This is a genomic window from Pseudomonas sp. GW821-FHT02C04 (assembly GCF_059421845.1).
Genome location: NZ_JBWKVT010000004.1, coordinates 610,226 through 633,454 on the forward strand (window position 1 = coordinate 610,226; position 23,229 = coordinate 633,454).

At 61.8% G+C, this 23,229-nt stretch carries 24 protein-coding genes; 12 read left to right on the forward strand and 12 right to left on the reverse strand.

Annotated elements, in window-relative coordinates:
• The first annotated feature begins 7 nt into the window (after nucleotides 1–7).
• Nucleotides 8–883 carry an alpha/beta hydrolase gene (locus tag AC07VV_RS18340; protein ID WP_495037025.1) on the forward strand — a complete coding sequence of 292 codons (876 nt, stop codon included), beginning with the start codon at nucleotides 8–10 and terminating at the stop codon, nucleotides 881–883.
• Here AC07VV_RS18340 and AC07VV_RS18345 read toward each other — a convergent pair.
• Complete coding sequence (locus AC07VV_RS18345; RefSeq protein WP_495037026.1) at nucleotides 877–2,226, reverse strand: MATE family efflux transporter; 1,350 nt, start codon at nucleotides 2,224–2,226, stop codon at nucleotides 877–879. The two genes, AC07VV_RS18340 and AC07VV_RS18345, sit on opposite strands and share 7 nt — an antisense overlap.
• A 37-nt stretch (nucleotides 2,227–2,263) precedes the next feature.
• Complete coding sequence (locus AC07VV_RS18350; protein ID WP_085732747.1) at nucleotides 2,264–2,557, reverse strand: hypothetical protein; 294 nt, start codon at nucleotides 2,555–2,557, stop codon at nucleotides 2,264–2,266.
• A 145-nt stretch (nucleotides 2,558–2,702) separates the two neighbouring features.
• On the opposite strand from AC07VV_RS18350, the gene AC07VV_RS18355 reads away from it, so the two are divergent.
• The 5 genes from AC07VV_RS18355 (at nucleotide 2,703) to AC07VV_RS18375 (ending at nucleotide 7,114) form a co-directional block, all read left to right on the forward strand.
• Nucleotides 2,703–3,005 (forward strand): MazG-like family protein, encoded by a 303-nt coding sequence (locus AC07VV_RS18355; protein ID WP_134825353.1) that lies wholly within the window; start codon nucleotides 2,703–2,705, stop codon nucleotides 3,003–3,005.
• Nucleotides 3,005–3,754 (forward strand): methyltransferase, encoded by a 750-nt coding sequence (locus AC07VV_RS18360; RefSeq protein ID WP_495037027.1) that lies wholly within the window; start codon nucleotides 3,005–3,007, stop codon nucleotides 3,752–3,754. The genes AC07VV_RS18355 and AC07VV_RS18360 overlap by 1 nt, the downstream gene beginning before the upstream one ends.
• 12 nt (nucleotides 3,755–3,766) lie before the next feature.
• The gene (locus AC07VV_RS18365; protein WP_102620074.1) at nucleotides 3,767–4,375 is read left to right on the forward strand and encodes a DUF4136 domain-containing protein; all 609 of its coding nucleotides are present in this window, start codon (nucleotides 3,767–3,769) and stop codon (nucleotides 4,373–4,375) included.
• Between the two features lie 54 nt (nucleotides 4,376–4,429).
• The gene (locus AC07VV_RS18370; protein ID WP_495037028.1) at nucleotides 4,430–4,987 is read left to right on the forward strand and encodes a DUF4136 domain-containing protein; all 558 of its coding nucleotides are present in this window, start codon (nucleotides 4,430–4,432) and stop codon (nucleotides 4,985–4,987) included.
• A 138-nt stretch (nucleotides 4,988–5,125) separates the two neighbouring features.
• Nucleotides 5,126–7,114, forward strand: coding sequence for a pilus assembly protein TadG-related protein (locus AC07VV_RS18375; RefSeq protein WP_495037029.1), 1,989 nt, complete (start codon nucleotides 5,126–5,128; stop codon nucleotides 7,112–7,114).
• Here AC07VV_RS18375 and AC07VV_RS18380 read toward each other — a convergent pair.
• A complete protein-coding gene (locus AC07VV_RS18380) occupies nucleotides 7,111–9,858 on the reverse strand; it encodes a PAS domain-containing sensor histidine kinase (protein ID WP_495037030.1) in 2,748 nt (915 codons plus the stop codon). The two genes, AC07VV_RS18375 and AC07VV_RS18380, sit on opposite strands and share 4 nt — an antisense overlap.
• Entirely contained in the window at nucleotides 9,855–10,301 is a 447-nt protein-coding gene (locus AC07VV_RS18385) for a TadE/TadG family type IV pilus assembly protein (protein WP_096819724.1), read from the reverse strand. The genes AC07VV_RS18380 and AC07VV_RS18385 overlap by 4 nt, the downstream gene beginning before the upstream one ends.
• A 75-nt stretch (nucleotides 10,302–10,376) precedes the next feature.
• Here AC07VV_RS18385 and AC07VV_RS18390 point away from each other — a divergent pair, with 75 nt between their 5' ends.
• A complete protein-coding gene (locus AC07VV_RS18390; protein ID WP_096819723.1) occupies nucleotides 10,377–10,847 on the forward strand; it encodes an A24 family peptidase in 471 nt (156 codons plus the stop codon).
• Between the two features lie 125 nt (nucleotides 10,848–10,972).
• Nucleotides 10,973–11,749 (forward strand): response regulator transcription factor, encoded by a 777-nt coding sequence (locus AC07VV_RS18395; RefSeq protein ID WP_495037031.1) that lies wholly within the window; start codon nucleotides 10,973–10,975, stop codon nucleotides 11,747–11,749.
• 68 nt (nucleotides 11,750–11,817) lie between these two features.
• On the opposite strand, the gene AC07VV_RS18400 is transcribed toward AC07VV_RS18395, so the two are convergent.
• Genes AC07VV_RS18400 through cpaB form a run of 8 tightly spaced genes read right to left on the reverse strand, consistent with a single transcriptional unit; the run spans nucleotide 11,818 to nucleotide 19,278 of the window.
• Nucleotides 11,818–12,090 (reverse strand): DUF3613 domain-containing protein, encoded by a 273-nt coding sequence (locus AC07VV_RS18400; RefSeq protein WP_495037032.1) that lies wholly within the window; start codon nucleotides 12,088–12,090, stop codon nucleotides 11,818–11,820.
• A 16-nt stretch (nucleotides 12,091–12,106) separates the two neighbouring features.
• Entirely contained in the window at nucleotides 12,107–12,829 is a 723-nt protein-coding gene (locus AC07VV_RS18405; protein WP_096819721.1) for a tetratricopeptide repeat protein, read from the reverse strand.
• Nucleotides 12,830–12,851: 22 nt separating this feature from the next.
• On the reverse strand, nucleotides 12,852–13,736 hold the full coding sequence (locus AC07VV_RS18410) for a type II secretion system F family protein (protein ID WP_495037033.1): 885 nt from the start codon (nucleotides 13,734–13,736) through the stop codon (nucleotides 12,852–12,854).
• A gap of 1 nt (nucleotide 13,737) precedes the next feature.
• A complete protein-coding gene (locus tag AC07VV_RS18415) occupies nucleotides 13,738–14,622 on the reverse strand; it encodes a type II secretion system F family protein (RefSeq protein ID WP_495037034.1) in 885 nt (294 codons plus the stop codon).
• An 18-nt stretch (nucleotides 14,623–14,640) separates the two neighbouring features.
• A complete protein-coding gene (locus AC07VV_RS18420) occupies nucleotides 14,641–15,909 on the reverse strand; it encodes a TadA family conjugal transfer-associated ATPase (protein ID WP_457382388.1) in 1,269 nt (422 codons plus the stop codon).
• Nucleotides 15,906–17,096, reverse strand: coding sequence for a CpaE/TadZ family protein (locus AC07VV_RS18425; protein WP_495037035.1), 1,191 nt, complete (start codon nucleotides 17,094–17,096; stop codon nucleotides 15,906–15,908). The genes AC07VV_RS18420 and AC07VV_RS18425 overlap by 4 nt, the downstream gene beginning before the upstream one ends.
• A complete protein-coding gene (locus AC07VV_RS18430) occupies nucleotides 17,093–18,316 on the reverse strand; it encodes a type II and III secretion system protein family protein (RefSeq protein ID WP_096819716.1) in 1,224 nt (407 codons plus the stop codon). Before AC07VV_RS18430 ends, AC07VV_RS18425 begins: the two co-directional genes overlap by 4 nt.
• A gap of 20 nt (nucleotides 18,317–18,336) precedes the next feature.
• The gene (gene cpaB, locus AC07VV_RS18435) at nucleotides 18,337–19,278 is read right to left on the reverse strand and encodes a Flp pilus assembly protein CpaB (protein ID WP_495037036.1); all 942 of its coding nucleotides are present in this window, start codon (nucleotides 19,276–19,278) and stop codon (nucleotides 18,337–18,339) included.
• A gap of 341 nt (nucleotides 19,279–19,619) precedes the next feature.
• Here cpaB and AC07VV_RS18440 point away from each other — a divergent pair, with 341 nt between their 5' ends.
• The 4 genes from AC07VV_RS18440 (at nucleotide 19,620) to AC07VV_RS18455 (ending at nucleotide 23,226) form a co-directional block, all read left to right on the forward strand.
• Nucleotides 19,620–19,829 carry a Flp family type IVb pilin gene (locus AC07VV_RS18440; RefSeq protein WP_244142475.1) on the forward strand — a complete coding sequence of 70 codons (210 nt, stop codon included), beginning with the start codon at nucleotides 19,620–19,622 and terminating at the stop codon, nucleotides 19,827–19,829.
• 114 nt (nucleotides 19,830–19,943) lie between these two features.
• Complete coding sequence (locus AC07VV_RS18445; RefSeq protein WP_495037037.1) at nucleotides 19,944–20,156, forward strand: Flp family type IVb pilin; 213 nt, start codon at nucleotides 19,944–19,946, stop codon at nucleotides 20,154–20,156.
• 63 nt (nucleotides 20,157–20,219) lie between these two features.
• Nucleotides 20,220–20,627 (forward strand): response regulator, encoded by a 408-nt coding sequence (locus AC07VV_RS18450; protein WP_096819712.1) that lies wholly within the window; start codon nucleotides 20,220–20,222, stop codon nucleotides 20,625–20,627.
• A gap of 199 nt (nucleotides 20,628–20,826) precedes the next feature.
• Nucleotides 20,827–23,226, forward strand: a complete 2,400-nt coding sequence (locus AC07VV_RS18455; RefSeq protein WP_495037038.1) for an autotransporter family protein — start codon at nucleotides 20,827–20,829, stop codon at nucleotides 23,224–23,226.
• The last annotated feature ends 3 nt before the right edge of the window (nucleotides 23,227–23,229 follow it).

Genomic DNA, 23,229 nt, shown 5'->3' on the forward strand with positions numbered 1-23,229 from the left:
CGCGCGCATGGCCCACTCTTTACGGCATTGGTTTTGCGCGATCCCTGCCGTTTTTTTGCTGTTGATGCTCAGTGGCTGTTCGCCGCTGAAAATGCTCAACGGCCTGACGCCTGCGGACAGCTATGTCAAAACTGCGGACATCGCCTACGGCGAGGATCCGCGTCAGAAGCTCGATGTCTACGTGCCGCGCCATCTGCTCGAAGACGCCCCGGTGGTGGTGTTTTTCTATGGCGGCAGCTGGAACAGTGGCGACCGTGGCGATTACCGGTTTGTCGGCGAGGCGCTGGCCTCACGGGGCATCGTGGCGGTGCTGGCGGACTATCGCTTGTATCCGCAGGTGCGTTACCCGTTGTTTCTCGAGGACGGGGCCCGCGCCGTCGGGTGGACCAAGGCCCATATCCATGAGTATTCCGGCAACCCCCGGCGGCTGTACCTGATGGGGCACAGTTCCGGGGCTTATAACGCATCGATGCTGGCGCTGGATCCGCACCTGTTGGGCGCGGTCGGGATGTCGCCGACAGACCTGAGCGGCTGGATCGGTCTGGCCGGGCCTTACGATTTTCTGCCGATCAAGAATCCCGAGGTGCGTCCGGTGTTTTTCTGGCCGGACTCATCGCCGCAATCACAGCCGATCCGGCATGTCAGCCCCGGTGCGCCACCGGCACTGCTGATAGCCGCGAGCCGCGACAGTCTGGTCGACCCGACCCGCAATACCGGCGGACTGGCGCGAACACTGCGCGAGGCCGGCGTGCCGGTGCAGGACTTGTACTATGCCCGGCCCAACCACGTGACGCTGGTGGCAACACTGTCGCGGCCATTGCGCTGGCTGTCGCCGGTACTGGATCAGGTTGTCGGTTTTATCCGGCACACGCCGCCTCAGTGAGTGGCGCCAGCAAACCAGCCGTCGTTGCGCCGCAGTCGCCACGCCAATGTGCCGAGGGTCAGGCTGCGCAGCACCATGAACAGCAGGAATGAAATCCACAGTCCGTGATTGCCCAGCCCGTTCAGCGCCCAGGCGAACGGCACCAGCAGAGCAACCGTCAGCAGCATGCCGTTGCGCATTTCCCGGGCGCGGGTGGCGCCGATGAACAGACCGTCGAGCAAGTAGCTCCAGACCGCAATCAATGGCAGGACGGCAAGGTAAGGCAGATAGATGAACGCGGTCTCGCGCACGCTCTGGATATCGGTCTGCATTTCGATGAACAGGTGCCCGGCAAACAGGAACAGCGCGGCGAACCCCAGGCTGGCGAGCAGCGACCAGCCGCCGGCCACCACCAGCGAACGACGCAACGCAAGACGATCTCGGGCGCCGATGGCATGTCCGCACAAGGCCTCGACCGCGTGGGCGAGACCGTCCAGCGCATGGGCGGTCAGCAGCAGGCCGTTGAGCAGCAGCGCGTTGGCCGCGACCGTAGCGTCACCCAGGCGCGCGCCTTGTACGGTGATCAGGAAAAACACCGACTGCAGCGCCAGGCTGCGGATGAAGATGTCGCGGTTGACCCCCAGCAGCGGTCGCCAGCTCTGCCATAACTTCAACGCCGCCCAAGCGATGTGTCCGGGATACGCGCGCAGGGCCTTGCGGGTCAGCGCCAGGCCGAGCAAGGCGCCGCTCCACTCGGCGATCACCGAGGCCCGGGCCGAGCCAACCACGCCCCAGTCCAGACCTATCACGAACCACAGGTTCAGCACGATGTTGATCAGGTTGGTCGTCAGCAGAATCGCCAGCGGCGCCCGGGCGTTCTGGGTGCCGAGGAACCAGCCGACCAGCGCATAACTGGCCAGTGCCGCCGGCAGCCCGAACAGGCGGGTGTGGAAGAAGTCGCGGGTCAGTTGATTGAGCTCTGGCGACGGCTGCATGAAGTGCAGGGCGACGCCGCTCAGCGGCACACCCACGGCACCCAGCAGCAACGCCAGCCCCATCGCCAGCAACAAACCTTGCAGCAGGATCTGCCGCAGCGCCGCACCATCGCTGCGCCCGGCAGCCTGTGCGGCGAACCCGGTGGTGCCCATGCGCAGAAAACCCATGGCCCAGGCCAGAAAGGTGTACAGGCTGGCCCCGACCGCCACCGCGCCCAATTGATGAGCGTGGGGCAGGTGACCGATGACGGTGCTGTCGACCAGCGCCACCAGCGGCACGGAAATGTTGGAAAGGATCATGGGGGCGGCGAGAGCCCAGACCCGGCGATGGGTCGGGCGGTCGCGCCAGTCGGCGGTCAGGTTGGACATGCGGGCTCCTTGGGGAGCGGCATTGTAGCGGGTGGGGTCAGTGAATGATCCAGCTCAACAGCCACAACCCCAGTAGCAACCAGATGATTCCAGCAATGATCGACGCATTCATGAACGCGCGGATCGCCGACCACAGCAGCATCAGGCCGACGATCAACGCGATGATGCTGATGATCGAGGTGTCCATGCCCAAGGCCTTCGCCAGCCCGTCGACGAAGTTGCCGCCGGCATTGCCCAAGATGTTGAACAGGCCGCTCAGGCCGTCGACGATGAAGCGGATGATCGAGCCGAGCGCCTGGCCCAGCCATTCGAAAAAGCTTTCTACCTGCATGTTTGCATCCTGATGAAAGAGCTGAGCCTTGGGCCGCGCCGGGGGCGGCCGAGTTCCCTGCAAGCATAGAGGGTTTGCCGGGTGGTGGCTGCCCCTTGCCTTCGCGCAGCATCCCCCCGAAGCTATACGCCTTCAGGAGAAATCGATGAACCTTGTTGAACTGACCGAACGCCTGCACGCCATTCGCGACCGCAATGACTGGCGGCAATTTCACAGCCCGAAAAACCTGGCCATGGCCGCCAGCGTGGAAATGTCCGAGCTGGTGGAAATCTTCCAGTGGCTGAGCGAAGACCAGTCGCGCGAATTGCCCGCGGACAAACTGGCCCATGCTGGCCAGGAAGTCGGTGATATCGTCCTCTATCTGTTGCTGCTGTGCAGCGAACTGGGGCTGGACATGAATGAAGTGGTGCGCAGCAAGCTCGCCGACAGCGAACGGCGGTTCAGCTGATGAGCGACCGTCATTTCGATCAGTTGGCGACCCGTTTCGCCGAAAAAATCTACGGCGGTGCCAAAGGCGCGATCCGCCTCGCGGTGTTGCAGGCGGATCTTGCCGAAGCCCTGCCGGATCGCCCGTTGCGGGTGCTGGACATCGGCGGTGGTCTCGGCCACATGTCGCTGTGGCTGGCCGAGCGTGGGCACGACGTGACCTTCACCGAGCCGGCCGAGCCGATGCTCGAAGGCGCACGTCAGCGTTTCGCCGAGGCCGGGCAGACCGCGACGTTCATTCAGGCGCCGTGGCAGGAACTGCTCGGCCAGCTCACCGAACCCTATGACGTGGTGATCTGCCACGCCGTGCTCGAATGGCTGGCCGAACCCCACGCGATCCTGCCGGTGCTGCATCAACTGACCAAACCCGGCGGCTGGCTGTCGCTGGCGTTCTATAACCGTGATGCGCTGGTTTATCGCAATCTGCTCAAGGGCCATTTCAAGAAAATGCGCAAGAACGACATGGCCGGCGAGAAGCAGAGCCTGACCCCGCAGCAGCCGCTCGATCCACGGGAGCTGGCCGCGCAACTCGAAGGGTTGTGGCAGGTCGAAAGTCAGAGCGGGGTGCGGGTTTTCCACGATTACATGCCGGTGGAGTTTCAGGCCCGCGCCGAGTTGATTGATTTGCTCGAGATGGAGCTCGCCCACCGTCGTCACCCAAGCTTCGCCGGGCTTGGGCGTTACTTGCACTGGATCTGCCGGCCGATCTGATCGGAGCGTGAAATGAAAGGTCATTCAGGGTTACTGCTGATCTGTCTGGGGTTGGCCGCGTGCCAGGGCAGCAACCCCTATGTGGCGCAGTCGCGGCCATTGCCGCCGGCGCCACCGCAAGCCGCGACCACTTTCGATCGCAGCGCTTATCCCGCGCCGCCTCGGGATTACGGGCGCTACCGCAGTTGGGCGTGGCTCAATGGGCGCTTGCCGCCGGGCTCGGCCTGGGCGGATTCGGCGCAAGTGGCCGAGGCGGTCAGCAATGCGCTGGATCAGCGAGGCTTACGCCCGCTGCATGACAATCGTCCGGCCGACCTGTTTGTCAGTGCCAACCTGAGTCTGGAAACCCGCTTGCGCCAGGTTCAGGACGATTACGGGTATGGCGGATACGGTGGTTATGACCGTTACGGCCGAGGCTACGGGATGTACAACACGGTGCCGATCGTACGCACCTATCAGGAGCAGGTCGTGGTGGTTCGAGTCGATCTGTTCGATGCCGGCAGCGGTCAGCCGGTCTGGAGTGCCAGCGCCGAAACCGGCACCCAGGGCAACCAGAGTGACCGGGCCGATGCGATCCGGGAGGCTGTCGAAAAGGCAATGTCGGCGTATCCTCCCAGTTAGCTTCCTGCCAATGAGAAGCTCCCCCAGGTTCATGTCTTCCATCGGAGAAAAACCATGTTCCGCCGTCTCGCTTTACTGGCCGTGGCCGCGCTGCTCAGTGCGTGCGCCGCGAACCAGGTCAATCATGACTTCGACGCCAGCCGCGACTTTGCCGCCTACCGCAGCTGGAGCTGGAAAGAACCCGCCCTGCAATACCGTCCCGACGACCCACGGATCAAGAGCGACCTGACCGAACAGCGCATCCGCCAGTCCGTCGCCGATCAACTCGACCAGCGTGGCCTGCGTCCGGCCGCTGCGGGCAGCAAAGGTGACTTGAGTGTGCAGACCTATCTGATCGTCGAGGATCGCCAGCAACAGGTGACCACCAACTACGGCGGCGGTTGGGGTGGCCCATGGAACGGTTACTGGGGCGCACCGATGTACAACGAAACCCGCAACATCACCTACAAGGTCGCGACGATCCAGATCGACCTGCTCGACGGCAAGGACGGCAAACTGGTGTGGCGCGGTAGCGATGAACAGATGCTCAGCCGCACGCCGAACCCGGCGGATCGCAGCAACGCCATTCGTGAGACGGTGACTCGAATCCTGTCGAACTACCCACCGCGCTAAGCCAGTGCAAAAAAAACGGGAGCCATTGGCTCCCGTTTTTTTGCATGGCGCGTTGCCAGCAGTCTCTTTGTGCCACGTCTACACTGACACCCACCCATGGAGGTTGCGCCCGGCTATGCGCCGGCAAAGGAGTGCGCCATGTCGCGTCATTCACAGTGTGGCGGCCCGGCCCGGCAGCGGGGGGCCATCGGCTTGATGGCGGCTGCCACCCTCAGCCTGGCGCTGATATTGATGCTGCTGGTGGTGGACACCGGCCGGTTGTACATGGAGCAACGCAAACTGCAGCGACTGGTGGATACCGCCGCTCTGGAAGCCGTCAGCCGTGGCGGCAATTGCCTGCCGGGCCTCACCGCCGCCAGTTACGCCGGGCAAAGTGCGACCCGCAACGGTTTTACCGCCGATGCCAACAACGTCATCGTGGTCGATTGCGGCACCCTGGTGACCGCCGCCAGCGGCCTGCGTACGTTTACAGTGGATGCCACGCAATCGGCGGCGGTCAAGGTCGCGGCCAACCACACCGTGACCACCAGTTTTGCCGGGGGCGTGCAGGCGCTGTTCAGTAGCACGCCGGTCAGTCTCAACACGGTGCTCTACGCCTCGGCGGTGGCTGCCCTGCCAAAGCCGACCGTCGCCCAACTGAATATCCGCAGCAACCTGGCCAGCATCAACACCGCCCAGTCGAACATCCTCAACCCGCTGTTTTCCGGATTACTCGGTGGCAACGTCAACCTGACGGCCCTGGGCTGGAACGGCCTGCTCAACACCGACATCAACCTGCTCAGCTACCTGAATCAACTGGCGATCAACCTCAACGTGGCCGCCGGCAACTACACCCAGTTGCTCAATACCCAGGCCACGGTGACGCAACTGATTCAGGCCGCTGTCTCGGTGGTGCAACTCAATGGCGCGACAGCCGACGTGATCACTGCGTTGGGCCAGCTGCAAGTGGCGGCGATCAATGCTGCGCCGGTGAAGCTCGGCGATATTCTGCAACTGCAGACCGGCACCACGGCGGCCGGGCTGGATGCCAATCTGCAGTTGTTGCAACTGGTCCAGGGCGTGATCCAGTTGGCCAACAGCAAAAGTGCGGTGGCCGCGACCTTGCCGATCAGCGTGCTGGGGCTGGCGAATGTCACGGTGCGGGTCAAGGTCATCGAGCCGCCGCAGTTCTCCGCCATCGGCGATCCGGCGCTGGCCAAGGCCAATCCCACCGGGCCGAACCGGATTTATGTGCGCACGGCGCAGATTCGCACGATGCTTTCGGTCAATTTGCCTGTGCTGTCCGGGGTGGCCGGGCTGAGCAACGCGGTATTGGGGCTGGTCGGCACTCTGAGCACGACCGTCAATCAGCTGTTGACCCTGAATCTGGTCTCGTTGGCGAACTCACTTCTTTGCCTCAGTTGCCAACGAATGGACCCGTTATTGTTGCCATCACCGGAAATCGACATCAGCCTGGATGCCGGCGGCGCCATCAGCTACGTCACCGACTACAGTTGCCCGACCGACAACACGGGCACCAAAAGCCTGACGGCCCACACCATCACTTCGGTTGCCGACCTCAAACTTGGCAAGATCGACCCGACCAACGCGTTTTCATCCTCTGCCGAACCCACGGTCACCCCGTTGCCGCTGGTGGACCTGGGTGTTGTGACCTGCCATACGATTTTAGGTATTGGCAGCTGCGACTCGAGTACCCACGTGCAATACGCCGCCGGCGGCATCGCGATCATGGTCAACACAAGCGTGGCGCAGAACACTCAGGATCTGGTGTTTTCCAGTGGCACACCATTCGCCACGCCGCCAAACCTGAAGCTGCCGCCGAGCGTGATTTCCGCAGCGCCCTCCAGCAACATCGTCAACAGCCTGGCGAACACCCTGGCCGGGATCAATCTGATCGTCTATCAACCGATCGGCAGCAATCCCTTGGGCGCCGTTGTCGCTGGCGTTGCGAGCCTGATCAGCAGCGTCACGACAATCCTGCAACCGTTGATTACCAATCTGGTAAGCCCGCTGCTCGACCCGCTGCTCAACAATTTGCTCAGCGGGTTGGGGATCAATCTGATGGATGTCGACGTCGGCGCCAACATGACCTGTGGCCAGACCGGCAAGGCGTATCTGGTGATCTAGTCGTCGAGGGCGATCGGCAGTTCGATGCAGAACCGTGCGCCGTCCACCGAGTTGCGCACACTGAGATGACCACCCATGTTCTCGATGATCCCGTAACTCACCGACAGCCCCAGACCGGTGCCGACACCCACCGGTTTGGTGGTGAAGAACGGCTCGAAAATCCGCTCCAGCAGACGCGGGTCGATACCGCCGCCGTTGTCCTCGACCCACAGTCGTATCTTCGACTCGTCACGTTCGGCATAGATCGAGATCCACGGTTTGAACCCTGAGTCGGACTCGCGCTTGCCCAGCAACGCATCCCGAGCGTTGACCATCAGGTTGATCAACACCTGCTCAAGCTGATCGACATAACCGCGCACCTGAACTTCAAACGCGGTTTCACTGATGCGCAAATCCACGCCTTTGCCGCGCATGCCCTCGGCCAGCAGCGACAGCGTGCCTTCGATGGCGCTGGCCGGGTTGAACAGTTGCTGCTCGATCTCGGAACGGCGGCCGAACACCCGCATGTGATCCACTACTTTCGCGGCGCGCTGGACCTGCGCGTCGATACGATTGAGTTTGTCGGTCAGGTAATCGATCTGCACATCGCCGTTGCTCAGGCGCTTCTGCACGTTGACGATGGCCATGCGCATGACGTTCAGCGGCTGATTGATTTCGTGGGCGAGACCTGTGGCCATTTCGCCGAGGGTGGCCATTTTTGCGCTTTGCGTGAGTTGTTGTTGGGAGCGGCGCACTTCGGTGTTGTCGCGGCCCACCGCCTGCACTTCGATCAGTTTTCCGTGCTCATCGAACACCCCGCGATCCGACCACACCCACCATGCATGTTCGCGCCCGGGCAACTGCAAGTTTATTTCCGCGGTGCTGACGGGGGATTGCGGGGTCAGCAACGCCAGGCGCTCCACGAAGGCGGCGCGTTGAACGTCGGACATCCAGCTGCCCAGATCGACGCCCGCCAGGGCTTCCGGAGCGCATTCCAGATACGTCGCCAGTGGCCGGTTGCCGAAGGTCAGGATCAGGTCCGGGCGATAGCGGCAGATCATCGCCGGCGAGTCTTCCACCAGAATCCGGTAGCGCTCTTCACTCTGTCTGACCTGTTCGGCAGCCAGCGTCGCTTCGGTGACGTCCAGCCACAAACCGACGGCCTCCACCGGCAGGCCGAGATCATTGCGCAGCAGCCGGGCTTCGTCGAGCAGCCAGTGATAATCGCCGCGACTGTCGCGCAACCGATAACGGGCGCGCACCGAGCCTTCGCGCAACAGCTGTCGGGTTCGTTCGAAATACAGGGGCCGGTCATCCGGATGAATCCGTTCTGCCAGCGCACCAGCGTCGCAGTCTTCCAGGCTCCAGCCCATTAACGGTTGCAGACTGGCGCTGAAAAACGCCGGCAGCAACGCCCCTTCGGCGTAGTGCTGGACATAGATGACTGCCGGCGAACTGGCGATCAGGTTGTCCAGCCGCGCATGGGCTGCAGCGGCCAGTTGCTGCTGGTTCTTGATGTCGCTGATGTCGAGCATGAAACCTACCAGCCGGCGGTGATCGCCGGTGCCGGTGACTTGCCCTTGAAGGCGATACCACGCCGGCATCTGACCGGCGTCGGGATGATGCAAACGCACGCACAGGTCGAGGATTTCCCCGTGCAGTTGCAGGGCTTGCAGGCGGCTGCGGACTTCTTCGCGGTCAGCGGGATGGATCAGCGTCAGCCAGTTTTCCAGCGTCAGTGTCGGCCTGTCCTGTTGCAGGAGGGCGGCCAGCGTCGGAGCCAGGTGAATTTGTTCGCCATTGTCGATTTCCCACCAGCCGGTGCCGAGCAATGTCTGCAAGGATTCCAATCGCTCCAGTTGCAGCTGATGCTGCTGTTCACGCAGGCGCCCGAGCAGCGGCCCCGCCAGTGCGCCGGCCAGCATCAGCCAGTCGCGATCGGTCAGATACGGCGCAGTCTTGTCCACCGCGTAAAAGCCGCAGAGTAGCCACGCCATCACGCCTCGATCATCGCTATAAGGCACAGCGAAACCTTCGGCGTTGCCGAACAGGCCCTGGACCCGCGAGTGTTCATACTGGCCGTAATGCGCACCCAGGCGCTGCGGGCCGGTGCCATTGAGGCTATCGAGCGGCGTGCCCAGACGCTGGCCGTCATGCCACAGCGCCGGTGCGTCATGGGCGTGGAATTGCTGGTGGATCTGCCAGCCCTGTTCCTGTTCATCGAGCAGGGCGAGCGCCAGGCACGGGATCTGCCAGCGCTGGGCGATCACCTGCAATTGTTCGCTGACAAGCATCGGCAATCGTCCCAGGCTGCAGCTGCGCAGCTGCTTGCTGATCTGCTCTGCGATCAGATGGCACGCTTCGCGCTGACGTGATTGCTGGCGTTCGAGCAACAGGTCGGCAATGTCCATCAGTTGCATCAGCCAGCCGCTGCCTAGCGGCTGGACCCAGCCCCGAAGGTGCAAGGTCTGGTCGCTCAGGCCTGGGAAATCCAGATCCAGCAGTTGCCCTTGCCAGTCCAGCGGCCGGCCCTCGATGGCCAGCGTGCTGTGAGGCAGCAGGTAGTCGTGCAGTGGCAACGGTTTGTCACGAGGCGTCTGTTGCGCCAGCAGCAGGCGCAGCGGGCCGGCCATTTGCAACACGCCGCCTTCGCTGTCGAGGTGGATATGCAGGCCCGTCAAAGGCGAACCGAGCACGTCCGGCAAATCGTTGGCGAGCATGCCCCGCTTCATCAGGCGGCCGAGCAGGTTGTCACCCGGGGTCAAAATTTCAGGCTCGAGATGGCGGTCAGGTTGGTGGGCAGGCTGGGCACAGTGCCGACGCCCGGCAACACCAGAAACGGGATGACCTGATTCAGTTTGCTGACCGGGTAATTGACGCTGACGGTGAGGGTGCCAAGTGTCGGGTCATAGACCGCTGACGTATCAGTGCCGACCACCACATTCAGTGACGACGGCAGCACCGACAATTGCTGGGTCAACGCAGCATTGGCGGTACTGACCAGCACGGTCGAATAGTTGGGGATCGTGGGATCGACCGCTACGGCGCGGCGTATCGCTTCGGCCGTGACCTGGTTGAACGTCTGCATCAACACAAACGGCAGGCTGTAGCTGACGAGGCCGTAAAACACCGCAAAAAAGATCACGAACACCAGGGCGAACTCGATCGCCACCGCACCTTTTTGCGCCTTCCGAGAGCCGGTTTTCATCCGTGCGTCTACCCTGACAGTCACTGCGTAGTATCAGCATAGAATCATTCAGCAAAAACGGACGGTTTTTACCGGATGCAAAGTCTTGTCCTACTGATCTGGCTGGCGGTCTGCGCGGCACAGGATGCCCGGCAACGACGGATTGCCAATGCCCTGACCCTGGGTGTCGGCACCCTGGCGCTGGTTTATCTGGTGTATTTCGGCACCACCTGGATGGGCGCCGAAGCGGGGCAGGGCGGTTGGGCTTGCCTGGTGGCGCTGGCGTTCACGTTGCCCGGGTATTTCATGGGGCGAATGGGCGCCGGCGATGTGAAATTAATGACAGCTCTTGGCCTTGCGACGGACGGCACGTCGCTGCTCGGGATTTTTATCGGTGCCGGCGCGGCGAGCCTGATCTGGATTCTGCTGGCGCCAAGAGTCTGGCTGCATATGAGTCAAGGGCTTAGGCATCGTCTTCGATATATGGCGCCATCGATGTCAAAAAAGCTGCCATTTGCTCCGTTCGTGCTGATCGGATTTTTACTGGCACTACCCTGGATCCATTAGTCGCTAAACGCCACTAGTCTTATGTACATAGTCGGAAAGTGCGTCTACTTTCAAAGGTACTGGTTATACGGCCAACGGCTGACAGTACAGGAATGGTCAGTTTTGGCCTGGGCATGGAGTGGCACGTGAACAAGCTTACATCTGCGGTAAAAGTCCTCGTTGTCGATGATCAGGCTCTGATCGTCGAAGAACTCTGTGAATTTCTCGAGAGCAGCGGCTACCGCTGTGTTCCGTGCGAGTCCAGTAAAGAGGCGATCGAGCGTTTTACGGACGACACCGCGATCGGCCTGGTGCTGTGCGATCTGCACATGCCGGACATGGACGGCATCCAACTGGTGCAGGAGCTGCAACGGCTGGCCGGCAAACACCGGGCGTTCGAAGCGATCATGCTCACCGGCCGCGCCGACAAGCAGGATGTGATCAAGGCGTTGCGCGCCGGGATTGCCGACTACTACCAGAAACCGGTCAATCTGGACGAGTTGCTGGAGGGCCTGCAGCGTCAGGAGGTGGTGCTGCAGGAGCGGCAGAAAACCCTGCAACTGGGCCATCTGAATCAGAAGCTTCAGGACCTGTCGTCGTCCATCGATGATCTTTATCAGGATCTGGACAAGGTTCGTCGCGGCCCTGGGCCCGTCAGTAACGAGGTGCCGAGCGAGGCCGATGCACTGGAGATTCCGGCGATCTTCAATCAGCTGTCGCCACGGCAACTGGACGTGGCACGCCTGGTGGGCAAGGGGCAGACCAATTATCAGATTGCGTGCGAGTTGGGCATTACCGAAAACACCGTGAAGCTTTACGTTTCGCAGGTGTTGCGCCTGACCCACATGCACAACCGCACGCAACTGGCACTGGCCTTGTCACCGAGTGCGGCGGCCATGCGGCAGCGGGTTACGGCCCACTAGTCTTGATCCCCGGCGGCCTTCGGGCCGACCGGGATACCCGCAATGGCGACCTCTGCGCCACTATCGACTTAGTTCTTCGTCTCGATTTTGCCCCCGGCATCCGGGTCATAGAAATCGGGGATTTCATATTTGTATTTCTTCAGCCAGCGCTGCATCGCCAGTTCTCGCTCGGTGGCCGTGGCCGCTTGCGGGTCAGGGGACGCGGCCTTGTTGCGGCTTTGCAGCAACAGCCAGCCTTCGGTTTCCTGCTGCTGGGCCGATGCCGGGCCGGCGTCGATGGCGAAGGCACCGAGCGGCAGGCTCAGCAGGCTCAGGCAGCACAGGGTCTTGAACGTGTTCATGGCGCCTCCTGGAGGTTCACTTGATCGTCGCCGGTTGCGGGTCAGCCACCACCGCAACCTGATTGCTCGCGGCGGGTTTGGCCGGCACCGGAGCCTTGAGTTTTTCCGCGCGCTCCTGGGCATCGGTGAACTGTTCCGGGGTCAGGTGCGCGCGGCTGACGACTTCGGCGGCTTGCTGCCAGTTGTTCTGGTAGATCAACAGGGTGACCAGATTCAGCGTCGCCAATTGATTGTTCTGCTTCAACTCGATGGCGGTCAGAAACTCGAACCGGGCGTCCTGGAGTCGCAGCTGATTGAGGTACACCACGCCCAGATCGTTGCGGATGTTTTCGTTGGTGGGCGCCAGTCGCACCGCCCGTTGCAAGTGGGCCTGCGCCTGACCGTTGTCGCCACGGGCAGCATACAACTGGCCCAGACCATGTTCGGCGTCGGCGCTCAGGCAAGTACCGAGCAGGCCGCGATACAACGGCTCGGCTTCACTGCGCCCCAGCAGGCGGTAGACCCTGGCCTTGCGCAGCCGCACCTCGACGAGGTTGTCGGGCAGACTCTGCAGGTTGGCCAGACTGGCGTGCAGCTTGCCGTCGTTGGCCAGGTCATCTACCAGATTCAGCGACAGCTCCTGCTCGGAACTCAGCTTGCTGCAACTGGCCGGCGCCAGCATCGTCGTCCACGGCGCCTGACCGTCCGTTGCGCAACCTCCCAGCAGCAACAGACTTGCCACGACCATCAGTGCTTTCATCAAATGCTCTCCATCGCCAGTGTCAGGACGCAAACGCCCGGGTGATTGCGGTAAATCCGGGGCCTGCCAAAACGATCAGCAAGGCCGGAAACAGGAACAACATCATGACCACCGACATCTTCGCCGACATCTTCGAGATGTATTCCTGCAGGCGCGTCAGGCGGCGGTCATCGAGCAGTTGCTTGAGCGCCAGCAGCGATTTCATCGCCCCGCCGCCCTGTTGAATCAGTTGTTGCAGGATCACGCAGGTGTCGGTGAATTCATCCACTGCCAGCATCGCCGCAGCCTTGTTCAGTTCCTGGCCGAGTTCCAGACCCGAGTCGACACGCGCCAGAATCAGGCGCAGTTCGCTGGTCAGTTCCGGCAGCAGTTTTTGCCCCTCGATGCTGAGCACGCGCAAGGCCTGCTCGACGGCCATGCCGGACTCGAACAGGATGCGCAGCAGGGGAATGAACGTCGACACTTCCACCGAAATGATCTTCTGCCGCCGGGCGGCGGCATAGGCCAGCAGGCGCTTGGGCAGCAGGTAGCCGGTGCCGGTAGCGAACATCGGCACCAGCCAGCCCTTGGGCGCCTGGGGAAAGAACACTTCCTGCAGAAACAACCCGATGCCCAGTGCCAATAACGGCGTACCGATCTGGCACGCCGCAAACAGCGAGCGCTCACTGGCCCGACGCCAGCCGAGGCGGTTGAGCAGGGTCTGGGTTTCGCTGTCCATGCTCACCGAACGCTGGCCGAAGCGGCTGTTGCCCAGCGCTCGCAACCAGGTGCGCAAGCGGCTTTCACGCACCAGATAGCCCTGCAGACGCTGGTTGACCTGACGCACCCGACGGCGCTCGGTCAACAGGTGGTTGCCGACCAGCAACAGGGCGCCGAGCAACAGCATGAGACTGGCCAGCATCACCATGTCAGACACTCCTCAACATGCGCCACAGCGCCAGGCAACCGAGCACCTGCAGCACCACCGCGATAATCAGCATCATCTGGCCCCCGGAGTCGTTCCACATGCCGAGCATGTAGCCGGGATTGGTCAGCATGAAATAGCTCACCAGGATCAAGGGCAGCGATCCGAGCACCCAAGCGGTCATGCGGGTTTCACCGGTCAGGGCGCGCAGTTGGCGGGCACCCTGGTCGCGCTCGCGAATCAGTTTGATCAGGTTTTCCAGCAATTCGCTGGCGTTGCCGCCGTAGCGATGATTGACCTTCAGGCCCAGGGCGAACATGCGCAGTTCATCCTGCTCGTAGAGTTCGGCGAAATCGCTCACCGCGTCCGGCAGGTTGACCCCCAGTTGCACGTTGCGCTGCACCCGGCCCATCGCCGACTTCAACGGGTCGTCACTGGTTTCGATGCCGCCCATCACCGCGTCGCTCAGGGTCCGGCCGGACTTGAGGCTGCGCACGGTGTGGTCCAGCAACTGCGGCAATTGTTCGATCATGCGGTTGAGCCGGCGCCGGTACCGCCAGGCGATGTACAACCGCAGAATCAGGGGTGGCGCCAGCATCAGGATCAACAGGCCGATCCATTCGGCCGCCAGGTAACCCAGCATCATGGCCAGGACCCACAACGCCAGCCATAACCCGAAGTGCTCGCTCGGACGCCCGAGGCCTGCTCGCAGGAACATCCGCTCCAGCCCCGCCCACGAGGATTTTTCGGCCGCCGCCTGCGGTTGCCCGGCGGCCAGCCGCGTCAGCACTCGTTCATTGGCAGTCTTGCGCACACCATGCAGAAACAGGCGAATCGACAGCCCCAGCATCAGCAGGCAAATGACGATCAGGATCACCGCTCCGATCATGACGAAGGCTCCATGCGCTCAGCCCAGACTCGACTCGTGCCGCAACTTGTCGCCGGCCGGGTTGACCGCTTCGCGCAGGAAGCCGAAACCGGTGCGTCGATCAAGTCGGAACAGCGTGTTGGTGACGTAGACGTCTTCGCGCACGCCGACCACCTCCACCACTTCGCTGACGCAGCGGCGGCCATCGGGCATGCGGGTCAGCTGGATGATCACGTCGAGCGCCGCGCAGATCATCTGGCGCAGGGTGCGCTCGGCCACGGTACGCCCGGTCAGGCCGACCAGGGTTTCCAGGCGCAGCAACGCATCCTGGGCGTTGTTGGCGTGCACCGTGCTCATCGAGCCGTCGTGGCCGGTGTTCATTGCGGTGAGCACGTCGAGCACTTCGACACCACGGATCTCGCCGAGAATGATCCGGTCCGGGCGCATCCGCAGGGCGTTGCGGATCAGGTCGCTGGCCTTGACCTCGCCATGGCCCTCGGCGTTCGGCGGCCGGGTTTCCAGACGCACCACGTGCGGGTGGCCGAGCTGCAATTCGGCGACGTCTTCGATGGTCACCAACCGTTCGTGGGGGTTGATCAATTGGCTGAGGATGTTCAGCAACGTGGTCTTGCCGGTGCCGGTGCCGCCGCTGATCAGGATGTTGCAGCGCTTGCCCACCGCGTCCTGGAAACACTCGAAAATCGCCAGATCGATGGTCTGCATGGCGATCAGGTCGCTGCTCTTGAGCATGTCCTTGCGGAATTTTCGAATCGACAGACACGGGCCATCAAGGGCGATCGGCGGAATGATCGCGTTGACCCGGCTGCCGTCGGGCAGGCGCGCATCGACCATCGGCGAAGACTCGTCCAGCCGTCGCCCGAGCGGCGCCAGAATGCGCTGCATGACCCGTTCGACGTGGTGCGCATCGATGAAACGCAGATCACTCTGATGCAGTACGCCGTCGCGCTCGACGAATACCCGGTGCGGGCCGTTGACCAGAATTTCGGTTACGGCGGGGTCTCGCAACAAGACTTCCAGCGGGCCGAATCCGGTCAGTTCATCGACGATTTCTTCCGCCAGCCGCTCCATCTCGTAGCGTGAAATCGCCAGGTGCAAACGGGCGATGTATTCGGCGACCTTGTCGGTGACGAACTGCGCCAGCAACTGCCGCGAACCTTCCAGCAGGTTTTTCCCGGACTCCTCGATGGCATCGATGATGTAGCGATGCAGGACCAGCTTCAGGCCTTCGTGGTCGGTGTTGCCCGACTGGCCTCGCGCGGGGGCACCGAAGAGTTTTTCCGGACTCATGAGGTGCCTCGCAACCGGTCGAACCAGGTGACCTTGGGTTTGGCCAGGCCTTCGGAACGTTTGGCCAGACGTTCGCCAAGCGCCCGCAGGCTCTGGGTCAGTTTTTCCCGGGGGGCCAGTTCAAACAGGCTGACGCCCTGGTTCTTGGCGTTCATGCGCAGCTCCGGACTCAAGGCCAGCACGGCGATCACTTCCAGATTGAAGGTCTTGCCGAGGGTGTCTGCATCCGGCGCGACGTTGCTCAGATAGCGGTCGACCAGCAGTCGTCCGTGATCGAGTTTCATGCCTTTTTCCCGCCACAGATTGAACACCGCCAGGTTGCGCCGGCAATCAAGCACATTCTGGTCGGTGTACCACAGCAACTTGTCGCAGTGGCTGACAAAGGTACGCAACGCTTCGCTGTCGGGCTGGCCGGTGAGGTTCACGACGATGTGCTGGAAGTGCTGGCGCAAGGCGCTGAGCAACATGTACAGCTCGGCGGCACTGGTGCTTTCCAGTGGCTCGTCATTGTCGGCGTACGCCAGAATCCGCAGCCCGGCTTCGGCGCTGGTGAAGGCGCTGTCGATCAGCGTGGCGTCGAGCCTGCGCAGGTGGCGCAAGGCATCACCGAAGTGGAACGAACTCTCCAGCCCCAGCAGTGCAAGGCTGTCGCCTCGGGGCAGGCCGAGATCCAGCAACAGCGTCTGTTGTCCGCTTTTCTGCACCACCAGCGCCATATGGTTGGCCAGTAACGCGCCGTCGGAACTGCTCTGCACGCCGTACAAAACGGTCAGGCCACCCAACTGCGTGTTGTGGGTCACCGGCGGCATGCGTTTGCTCAAACGACGCACCAGCCCGGCCACTTCGCTGGAGCGCGAACCATAGGCGACAAAGTCTCGCGCTCCGGCGCGCATGGCGTTTAGCACCAACTGGTTGTCCATGCCGTCGCCGAGGGCAACGATTGCCAGCATCGGCTTGGCCTCCAGCGCGCCTTCGATCAGCGCGCTTTGGGCCACCACGTGTTCGCGATCGAGACCGACAAATACCAGGCTGGCGAAGGTGACATCCACCAGTGCGAGCAATTCATCGAGGCTGCCGGCACCGGCGCTGACCACTTGGCCCAAGGGCGCGAGGGCGCTTTGCAGCCACTCCAGATCGGTGCTGTTGCGGGTGATGGCGAGAAAGGTCTGACTCAGGTTCTGGCTCATTGGGACAACCCGCTGCGCTTGTCGAAGTTGCCGTTTTCCAGGAAGAACATGCGGTAGAAATTCGGGTCGTAGTTGCGCAGTTTTTCGCCCGGCAACGACGGCAGTTGCGCGTCTGCCGACAACGGCCGCACCAGATGCGGGGTGACGATCATCAGCAGTTCACGCTCTTCGCGCTTGATCTGCGAGCTTTTGAAAAATGCTCCGAGCACCGGGATATCGCCCAGCCCCGGAAACTTGTCGACCTGGGAACTGTTGGTGGTGCTGATCAAACCGCTGATGACAAAGCTCTCGCCATCAGCCAGGGAAATACTGGTGTCGGTGCGGCGGATGGTCAGGGCCGGCACCGTGGTGCCGGCGATCTGCACGGAATTGCTGAAGTCCAGTTCGCTGACTTCCGGCGCGACTTTCAGGGCGATGCGGTCGTGGCTGATGATCGTGGGCGTCAGCGTCAGGCGGATGCCGAATTCCTTGTATTCGATCGACACGCTGTCACTGCCGGAACTGGGCACTGGAATCGGAATCTGCCCGCCTGCGAGGAAGCTCGCGCTCTGCCCGTTCAGCGCTACCAGGCTTGGCCGCGCCAGGGTGTAGGCGAAGCCGCTGCCCTCAAGGGCATTGATGATCGCCATGGTATTGCCGCCGATCCACGAGAAGTTGAACAGCGAGTTATCCACCGGCAGTCGCGGCTGCGGGACGCCATCGATGGGCGGCAGTGTCCCTGGGGAGCCGAACAGGAAATTGCCGCGGGTGCCGATCAGCTTGGCCGAGGCCTGTTTGAGTTTGGTGCGGCTGACTTCGACAAAACGAATGTCGGTCTGCACTTGCGAGGGCAACAGCGCATCATCCGAAGGCAAGGCACCGGTGCTGGTCAGGGCCGAGGTGGCGGCGCCCTTGACGAACACCATGCTCTGACGCGGTTCACCGGAACAGCCCGTCCAGACCATCAGGCTGGTGGCGCCCGGCGCCATGCCGGTGAGCAGGAACGAGGAACTGCCGTTGGCATGCACGTCGGCGATTTTCGGATCGCCAATGGCCAGGCGCGTGATCGCCACCGGTGATTGCATGTCCTGTTGCCAGCCTTCGTTGATTTCGATCACCGGCGGCAGGCGCCCGAGGGCCGAGCAGTTACTGCTGGCCGCATGAGCCGCGTTAATCGACAGTCCCATCAACAGCAAGGCCCGGAGCACGGGATTGAAGGTCGGCCAGGAACGACTCTGCATGCACTTGGATCCTTGCTCAGTCATGGGGTTTGTTGGTTGATCTGATTGCCGCGAATCACTTCCACCGCAGGCCGTATCGCACCCGCGTGGTCGGCGCTCGGCGGCGCTTTCGGCGCAGTCCCCAGCGCCAGCTGAGTGAACTGGAAGAGTTGGCTGTTGGCGGCAACCAGTTTGTCCGGTGCCTGGCTTTCGCCGGCCCAATACTTGGCCAGGCGCTGTTCTTCGCTGCTGCGCACGGCCAGGCGCAATGTCCCGACCTGGGTGGCGAGCATCATTCGACTCAGCAGTTGTTCGGGCACCGCCAGCACCACGGTGCGCGCGGCGATCCGGCGCTGATCCTGTTTGATCTTGTCGTCGGCGCTCAACGCGGGGGCGGACGGTTGACCGTCATTGGTCAGGCCGTATTGCTCGCCGACACCGAGCACGCGCATGGCCGGCACCACAATCTGCGCAGACTGCTGCAGGTTGCTGGCGTCCTGGCGCAGGAACAGCAGCACATCGACGTAATCCCCGGGAACCAATTGCCCGGCCGCGCCGATGACTTCATCGACCGACACCGCCAGCGCGCGCTCATCGCGGTGAATCATGCGCGCCAGTGTCCCGCCAGCCTCGAAGCTTTCATCGTTGAGCCAGGTTCCTGCACTCAGGTGGCGCCACGGCGTGCGGCCCACAGCCTGTTCGATGGTGCCGAGGCTGCCGGCAGGCGCACTGCGCAGTTTTTCAACAGCCAGGTCGGCGGCGGTGAGGGGGGTGAACGGCGGGACGTCATGCACCAGTACCACCACTGGCTGGCGGGTCTGGTCTTCGGCGGCGGCGACGGTTTTTTCGACGGTGACCACCGCCGGCACGGGTGCCTCGGCAACCGGAGCAGGTTGCCGGCTGAGCACCAGGCCCCAATACCCGACAACAATGGCCCCCAGTAAAAGCACCGCTGCAAGGCCCATGGTGACACGACTGTTCATGACGGCTCTCCCTATCCTGCTGCACTACCAGCCCGCACTTCCTACCAAGGGAACATCGCAATCAGGCAGCTATGAACATCCAACTATTTCGCTATTTCCACGCTAGCTGAAACAAGCCAAAACGCCATTACTGGCGGGTAAATAACCTACGAAAGTATGGGGGTTGGCCAATTAGCAGTCGAAATGCCGGAAATGACGAAGCGACTAATCCTTTGTGATTAGTTCGTTCTTACAGTTGTTGGGAGGGAGTTTGTTGACAATGCTCAAATGGCACGGTGGAACCTTGCCGCTGTCGCGTGACATCAGCGCCAAAGGCGCGAAGGAGTAGACGTATGTTTCGTATGAGTCTCGACTATCTGGCAGCCAGGGTGCGGCTGTTCCTCAAGAGCGATGAAGGAGCATCGGCTATCGAGTACGCGATTGTGGTAGCCATGGTGGCGGTGGTGGTCGTGGTGTTCGTGTCCCCGATGGGCACCAAGGTCTACAACATCTTCACTACGATAATGACGTCGCTGAATGGTACGGTCCCGGCCAAACCCACCATCCCCTGACCGAGTCCTTCTCTCCATCCATGCCTGCCGGCTGCCGAGAAAAAAGCGCGCAGGCATTGCCCGCCCATTGTCTTTCCGGTGCCCGGCAGCCCCTGGCATGTAAGGAGAACTCCCATGCTCTTTGAATACCTGATGATGCGTGCTCGGTTGCTTCTGACGAGTACCGAAGCCGCGTCGGCTATCGAATACGCGATTGTGGTGGCAATGGTCGCGGTGGTGGTCGTGGTGTTCGTGACGCCGGTTGGTGGCAAGGTGTTCGCGATCTTCAACAACATCCTCGTGGCCCTGGGCGGTCCGTCACAGACTGCGCCGACGCAGCTGCCCTGACTCGATGGTTGGTGAATCTCACACTACACTCGGACCCACCTTCAGTTTCTCAGGGATTGCCCCATGACTGCTTCCTCACTGCCCCGCCAACAGTTGCTTCTGGTTGACGACGAAGAGGACGCATTGCTGGAGCTGGCGGAGTTGCTGGAGGGCGAGGGCTTCGTCTGTCATACCGCGACCTCGGTGAAGCTCGCCCTGCATCACCTGACTCGCCATCCCGATATCGCCCTGGTGATCACCGATCTGCGCATGCCGGAGGAAAGCGGCATGTCGCTGATCAAGCGTCTGCGCGAACACACCTCACGCCAGCATCTGCCGGTGATCGTGACGTCGGGGCATGCGGACATGGAGGACGTGAGCGACATGCTGCGGTTGCAGGTGCTGGACCTGTTCCGCAAGCCGATCTATCACGTGCGGCTACTGGAGACCCTGGACAATCTGTTTCCCAAGCCCAAGGTCAATGTCTCCTGAGTGCCCAGGCAGCCTCGATTTCGAATGCGTCGCTTTGAAAATTGACGCCATCTCTTTGACTTTTTGATGGTGTCGAAATGATGGCTCGTGTACATTCCGCGCGCCCAGACCGGACGACCTGGTGGGTTCGGTAGGGATGCCTGAGTGAACTTGATAACCCTGCTGAAACTGTTTTTCATGTTTTGGAAGGGAATCTCGATTGAATACTGCTTGCCTGCGCCGCTCATTGCTGGCGCTTTCCATTGCTGCAGCCTCGCTGCACGCCTCCTTTGTTGCCGCTGCCGGCGCCAGTCTGAACTACGACCTGAGCGGCGGAGCGTTGAACAGCAACCTGCAGAACTACGGGCTTATCGATTTGAACGGCAACGGGACCATCGTGCCCGGATCGCCATCGACCTTGACCTATGGTGCACAGTTCACGGGACTGGCGGCCGACCAGTTGCGTAATAACGGCACTATCCGGATTGATGGGGCCAACCATGGCATGGGCATCAACCTTGGGGCTTCCGGCGCAACGCCGACCACTGTCGCCTTCAACGTGATCAACAAGGGTTCTATCGCCGTCCACGGTCTGGCCGGGTCCGGCAGTTCCACCGGTATTTCCGATATCGGAAGCACATTCACTGGCTCGCTGCTCAACGATGGCGTTATCGATGTCAGTGGTGCGACCGCTGCTGGCGTCATGCTGGTTCATACCCAACTGAGTGGAATCACCAACGACGGCACAATCAATGCTGCCGGTCCGGATGCTTTGGGGCTGTTCCTCGACGGTGCCACGCTCAAGGGCATCGTAAACAATACGGGCACCATTCGCGCCACTGGGGCAAATGCCGAAGCTGTCACGTTCGAAGGCGTGAACTTCAATACCTCGGCCGGAACCGGTGGCTTCAACCTGTTCAACTCTGGATCGATTTACGGCGAGTCCATTGGCGTGCATGTCAGTGGCCAGGCACTCAATGCGCTTCCGTTTGTCATTTATCAACTGACCGGTTCGATCGAGGGTGGAACGACGGCGATCCAGGTTGATGACGGTAAAAGCTATTTCGACTTCTTCGGCGGCACGGTCAAAGGTGATCTCATCGGTCTGTCCGGCGTGATCATCGACGGCGACGCAACCTTCGACGGTTCGACCATCAAGTCCGGCTACGTGACCATCGAGGACGGCACGCTGACCCTGGTGAAACCGCACACCACGATCATCGGCGACTTCGACATGGAAGAGTCCGAGTCGGTGCTGGAGATGTACCTGGGCAACGACACCAACCCGGCGTTGCCGGTGCTGAAAGTCACCGGTACCACCGATATCGCACCGGGCGCGACATTGCGCCTGCTGGCTCGCTCCAGTGACTTCCGTGTGACGCCGGGCGGTACGAAATACACCCTGATCAGCTCGGGCAATCTCATCGGCGGCAACAACCTCACCGTGACGTCTACCTCCGCGTTGCTGGATGTGAAGAGTTTTGGAGTAGCAGGCAACGACATCACGTCGGTGGTGACCAACAAGTCCGAAGAGACGTTGGCGCAAAACACCCTCGTGGCTGGCGGCAGTCGCAATGCCGCAACAGCGGTGGGTCGCGTGTCGGGTCTGTTGTCCCGGCTCGATGAGCAGGACCCGGTGTTCCAGGCATTCGCCAATGCCGGCACCGATGCACAACTGGCACCGCTGTCCGAGACCCTCAGCCCCGATGTCAGCCGTGGGGTGATTCATGCCGCCACCAACAGTCAGACGCTGGTTTCGGGTGTGCTCAACGAGCGCTCCAGCCGTGCGCGTACCGCCGGCGTGCCAACGGACAAAGGCGTCTGGCTGCAAGCCTTGAGCAGCGACGCCAACCAGGATGAGCGTCGTGGTGTCAGTGGCTACGATGCCGACAGCCACGGTATCGCCGTGGGCGCCGATGGCCAGCTGAATGCCGATACTGCGATAGGCCTGGCGTACAGCTATCTGGACACCGACGTCAAATCCGATCGTGGCAACAAGACCCAGGTCACCGGGCACGCACTGACCCTGTACGGCAACTGGACCCATGACAACTGGTTTGTGGATTCGTCGCTAATGTACGGCTGGAACGACAACGAATCCAAACGCTATATCGCCGGTACTCGGGCCAAGGGCGACTACGACAGCAATGTGTTCGGTGTCAGTGCGCTGGCCGGTTACACCGTGCATCTGATGCCGGATGTGGTGCTTGAACCGCAGGTGGGTGCGCGTTACGCCAATGTGAGCATGGACAGCTACCGCGAGAAGGGCAGTTCGGCCTCGCTGAATGTCGGCAGCCAACGTTACGAAGTCGGCGAAATGGGTGTTGGCGCGCGTCTGGCCGCAGCGTTTGAAGTGGGCACCGGCAGCCTTGAGCCAGAAGCGAAGTTGATGGCCTGGCACGACGTCATTGGCGACAAGACCGGGACCACTTCCTCGTTCGTGCTGGGTGGCGATTCTTTCACCAGCCGTGGCACGACACCGGTACGCGACAGCTATGAGCTGGGCCTGGGTGCCAACTATCGGATGGGCGCGTGGAGCGTCGGCGGTTCCTACAACTACGTGACCGCCAGCGGTTTCAATGCTGACGGCTTCACGGCGAAAGTGCGCTACGCCTTCTGAGTC

Excerpts from the sequence above, each read along its gene's own strand:
- AC07VV_RS18405 (WP_096819721.1), bottom strand. The coding sequence starts at position 12,829 with ATGAAAGCACTGATGGTCGTGGCAAGTCTGTTGCTGCTGGGAGGTTGC.
- AC07VV_RS18340 (WP_495037025.1), top strand. The coding sequence starts at position 8 with ATGGCCCACTCTTTACGGCATTGGTTTTGCGCGATCCCTGCCGTTTTT.
- AC07VV_RS18350 (WP_085732747.1), bottom strand. The coding sequence starts at position 2,557 with ATGCAGGTAGAAAGCTTTTTCGAATGGCTGGGCCAGGCGCTCGGCTCG.
- AC07VV_RS18450 (WP_096819712.1), top strand. The coding sequence starts at position 20,220 with ATGACTGCTTCCTCACTGCCCCGCCAACAGTTGCTTCTGGTTGACGAC.
- AC07VV_RS18345 (WP_495037026.1), bottom strand. The coding sequence starts at position 2,226 with ATGTCCAACCTGACCGCCGACTGGCGCGACCGCCCGACCCATCGCCGG.
- AC07VV_RS18390 (WP_096819723.1), top strand. The coding sequence starts at position 10,377 with ATGCAAAGTCTTGTCCTACTGATCTGGCTGGCGGTCTGCGCGGCACAG.
- AC07VV_RS18425 (WP_495037035.1), bottom strand. The coding sequence starts at position 17,096 with ATGAGCCAGAACCTGAGTCAGACCTTTCTCGCCATCACCCGCAACAGC.
- AC07VV_RS18415 (WP_495037034.1), bottom strand. The coding sequence starts at position 14,622 with ATGATCGGAGCGGTGATCCTGATCGTCATTTGCCTGCTGATGCTGGGG.
- AC07VV_RS18385 (WP_096819724.1), bottom strand. The coding sequence starts at position 10,301 with ATGAAAACCGGCTCTCGGAAGGCGCAAAAAGGTGCGGTGGCGATCGAG.
- AC07VV_RS18360 (WP_495037027.1), top strand. The coding sequence starts at position 3,005 with ATGAGCGACCGTCATTTCGATCAGTTGGCGACCCGTTTCGCCGAAAAA.
- AC07VV_RS18445 (WP_495037037.1), top strand. The coding sequence starts at position 19,944 with ATGCTCTTTGAATACCTGATGATGCGTGCTCGGTTGCTTCTGACGAGT.
- AC07VV_RS18430 (WP_096819716.1), bottom strand. The coding sequence starts at position 18,316 with ATGCAGAGTCGTTCCTGGCCGACCTTCAATCCCGTGCTCCGGGCCTTG.
- AC07VV_RS18370 (WP_495037028.1), top strand. The coding sequence starts at position 4,430 with ATGTTCCGCCGTCTCGCTTTACTGGCCGTGGCCGCGCTGCTCAGTGCG.
- AC07VV_RS18440 (WP_244142475.1), top strand. The coding sequence starts at position 19,620 with ATGAGTCTCGACTATCTGGCAGCCAGGGTGCGGCTGTTCCTCAAGAGC.
- AC07VV_RS18375 (WP_495037029.1), top strand. The coding sequence starts at position 5,126 with ATGTCGCGTCATTCACAGTGTGGCGGCCCGGCCCGGCAGCGGGGGGCC.
- cpaB (WP_495037036.1), bottom strand. The coding sequence starts at position 19,278 with ATGAACAGTCGTGTCACCATGGGCCTTGCAGCGGTGCTTTTACTGGGG.
- AC07VV_RS18420 (WP_457382388.1), bottom strand. The coding sequence starts at position 15,909 with ATGAGTCCGGAAAAACTCTTCGGTGCCCCCGCGCGAGGCCAGTCGGGC.
- AC07VV_RS18400 (WP_495037032.1), bottom strand. The coding sequence starts at position 12,090 with ATGAACACGTTCAAGACCCTGTGCTGCCTGAGCCTGCTGAGCCTGCCG.
- AC07VV_RS18410 (WP_495037033.1), bottom strand. The coding sequence starts at position 13,736 with ATGGTGATGCTGGCCAGTCTCATGCTGTTGCTCGGCGCCCTGTTGCTG.
- AC07VV_RS18355 (WP_134825353.1), top strand. The coding sequence starts at position 2,703 with ATGAACCTTGTTGAACTGACCGAACGCCTGCACGCCATTCGCGACCGC.
- AC07VV_RS18365 (WP_102620074.1), top strand. The coding sequence starts at position 3,767 with ATGAAAGGTCATTCAGGGTTACTGCTGATCTGTCTGGGGTTGGCCGCG.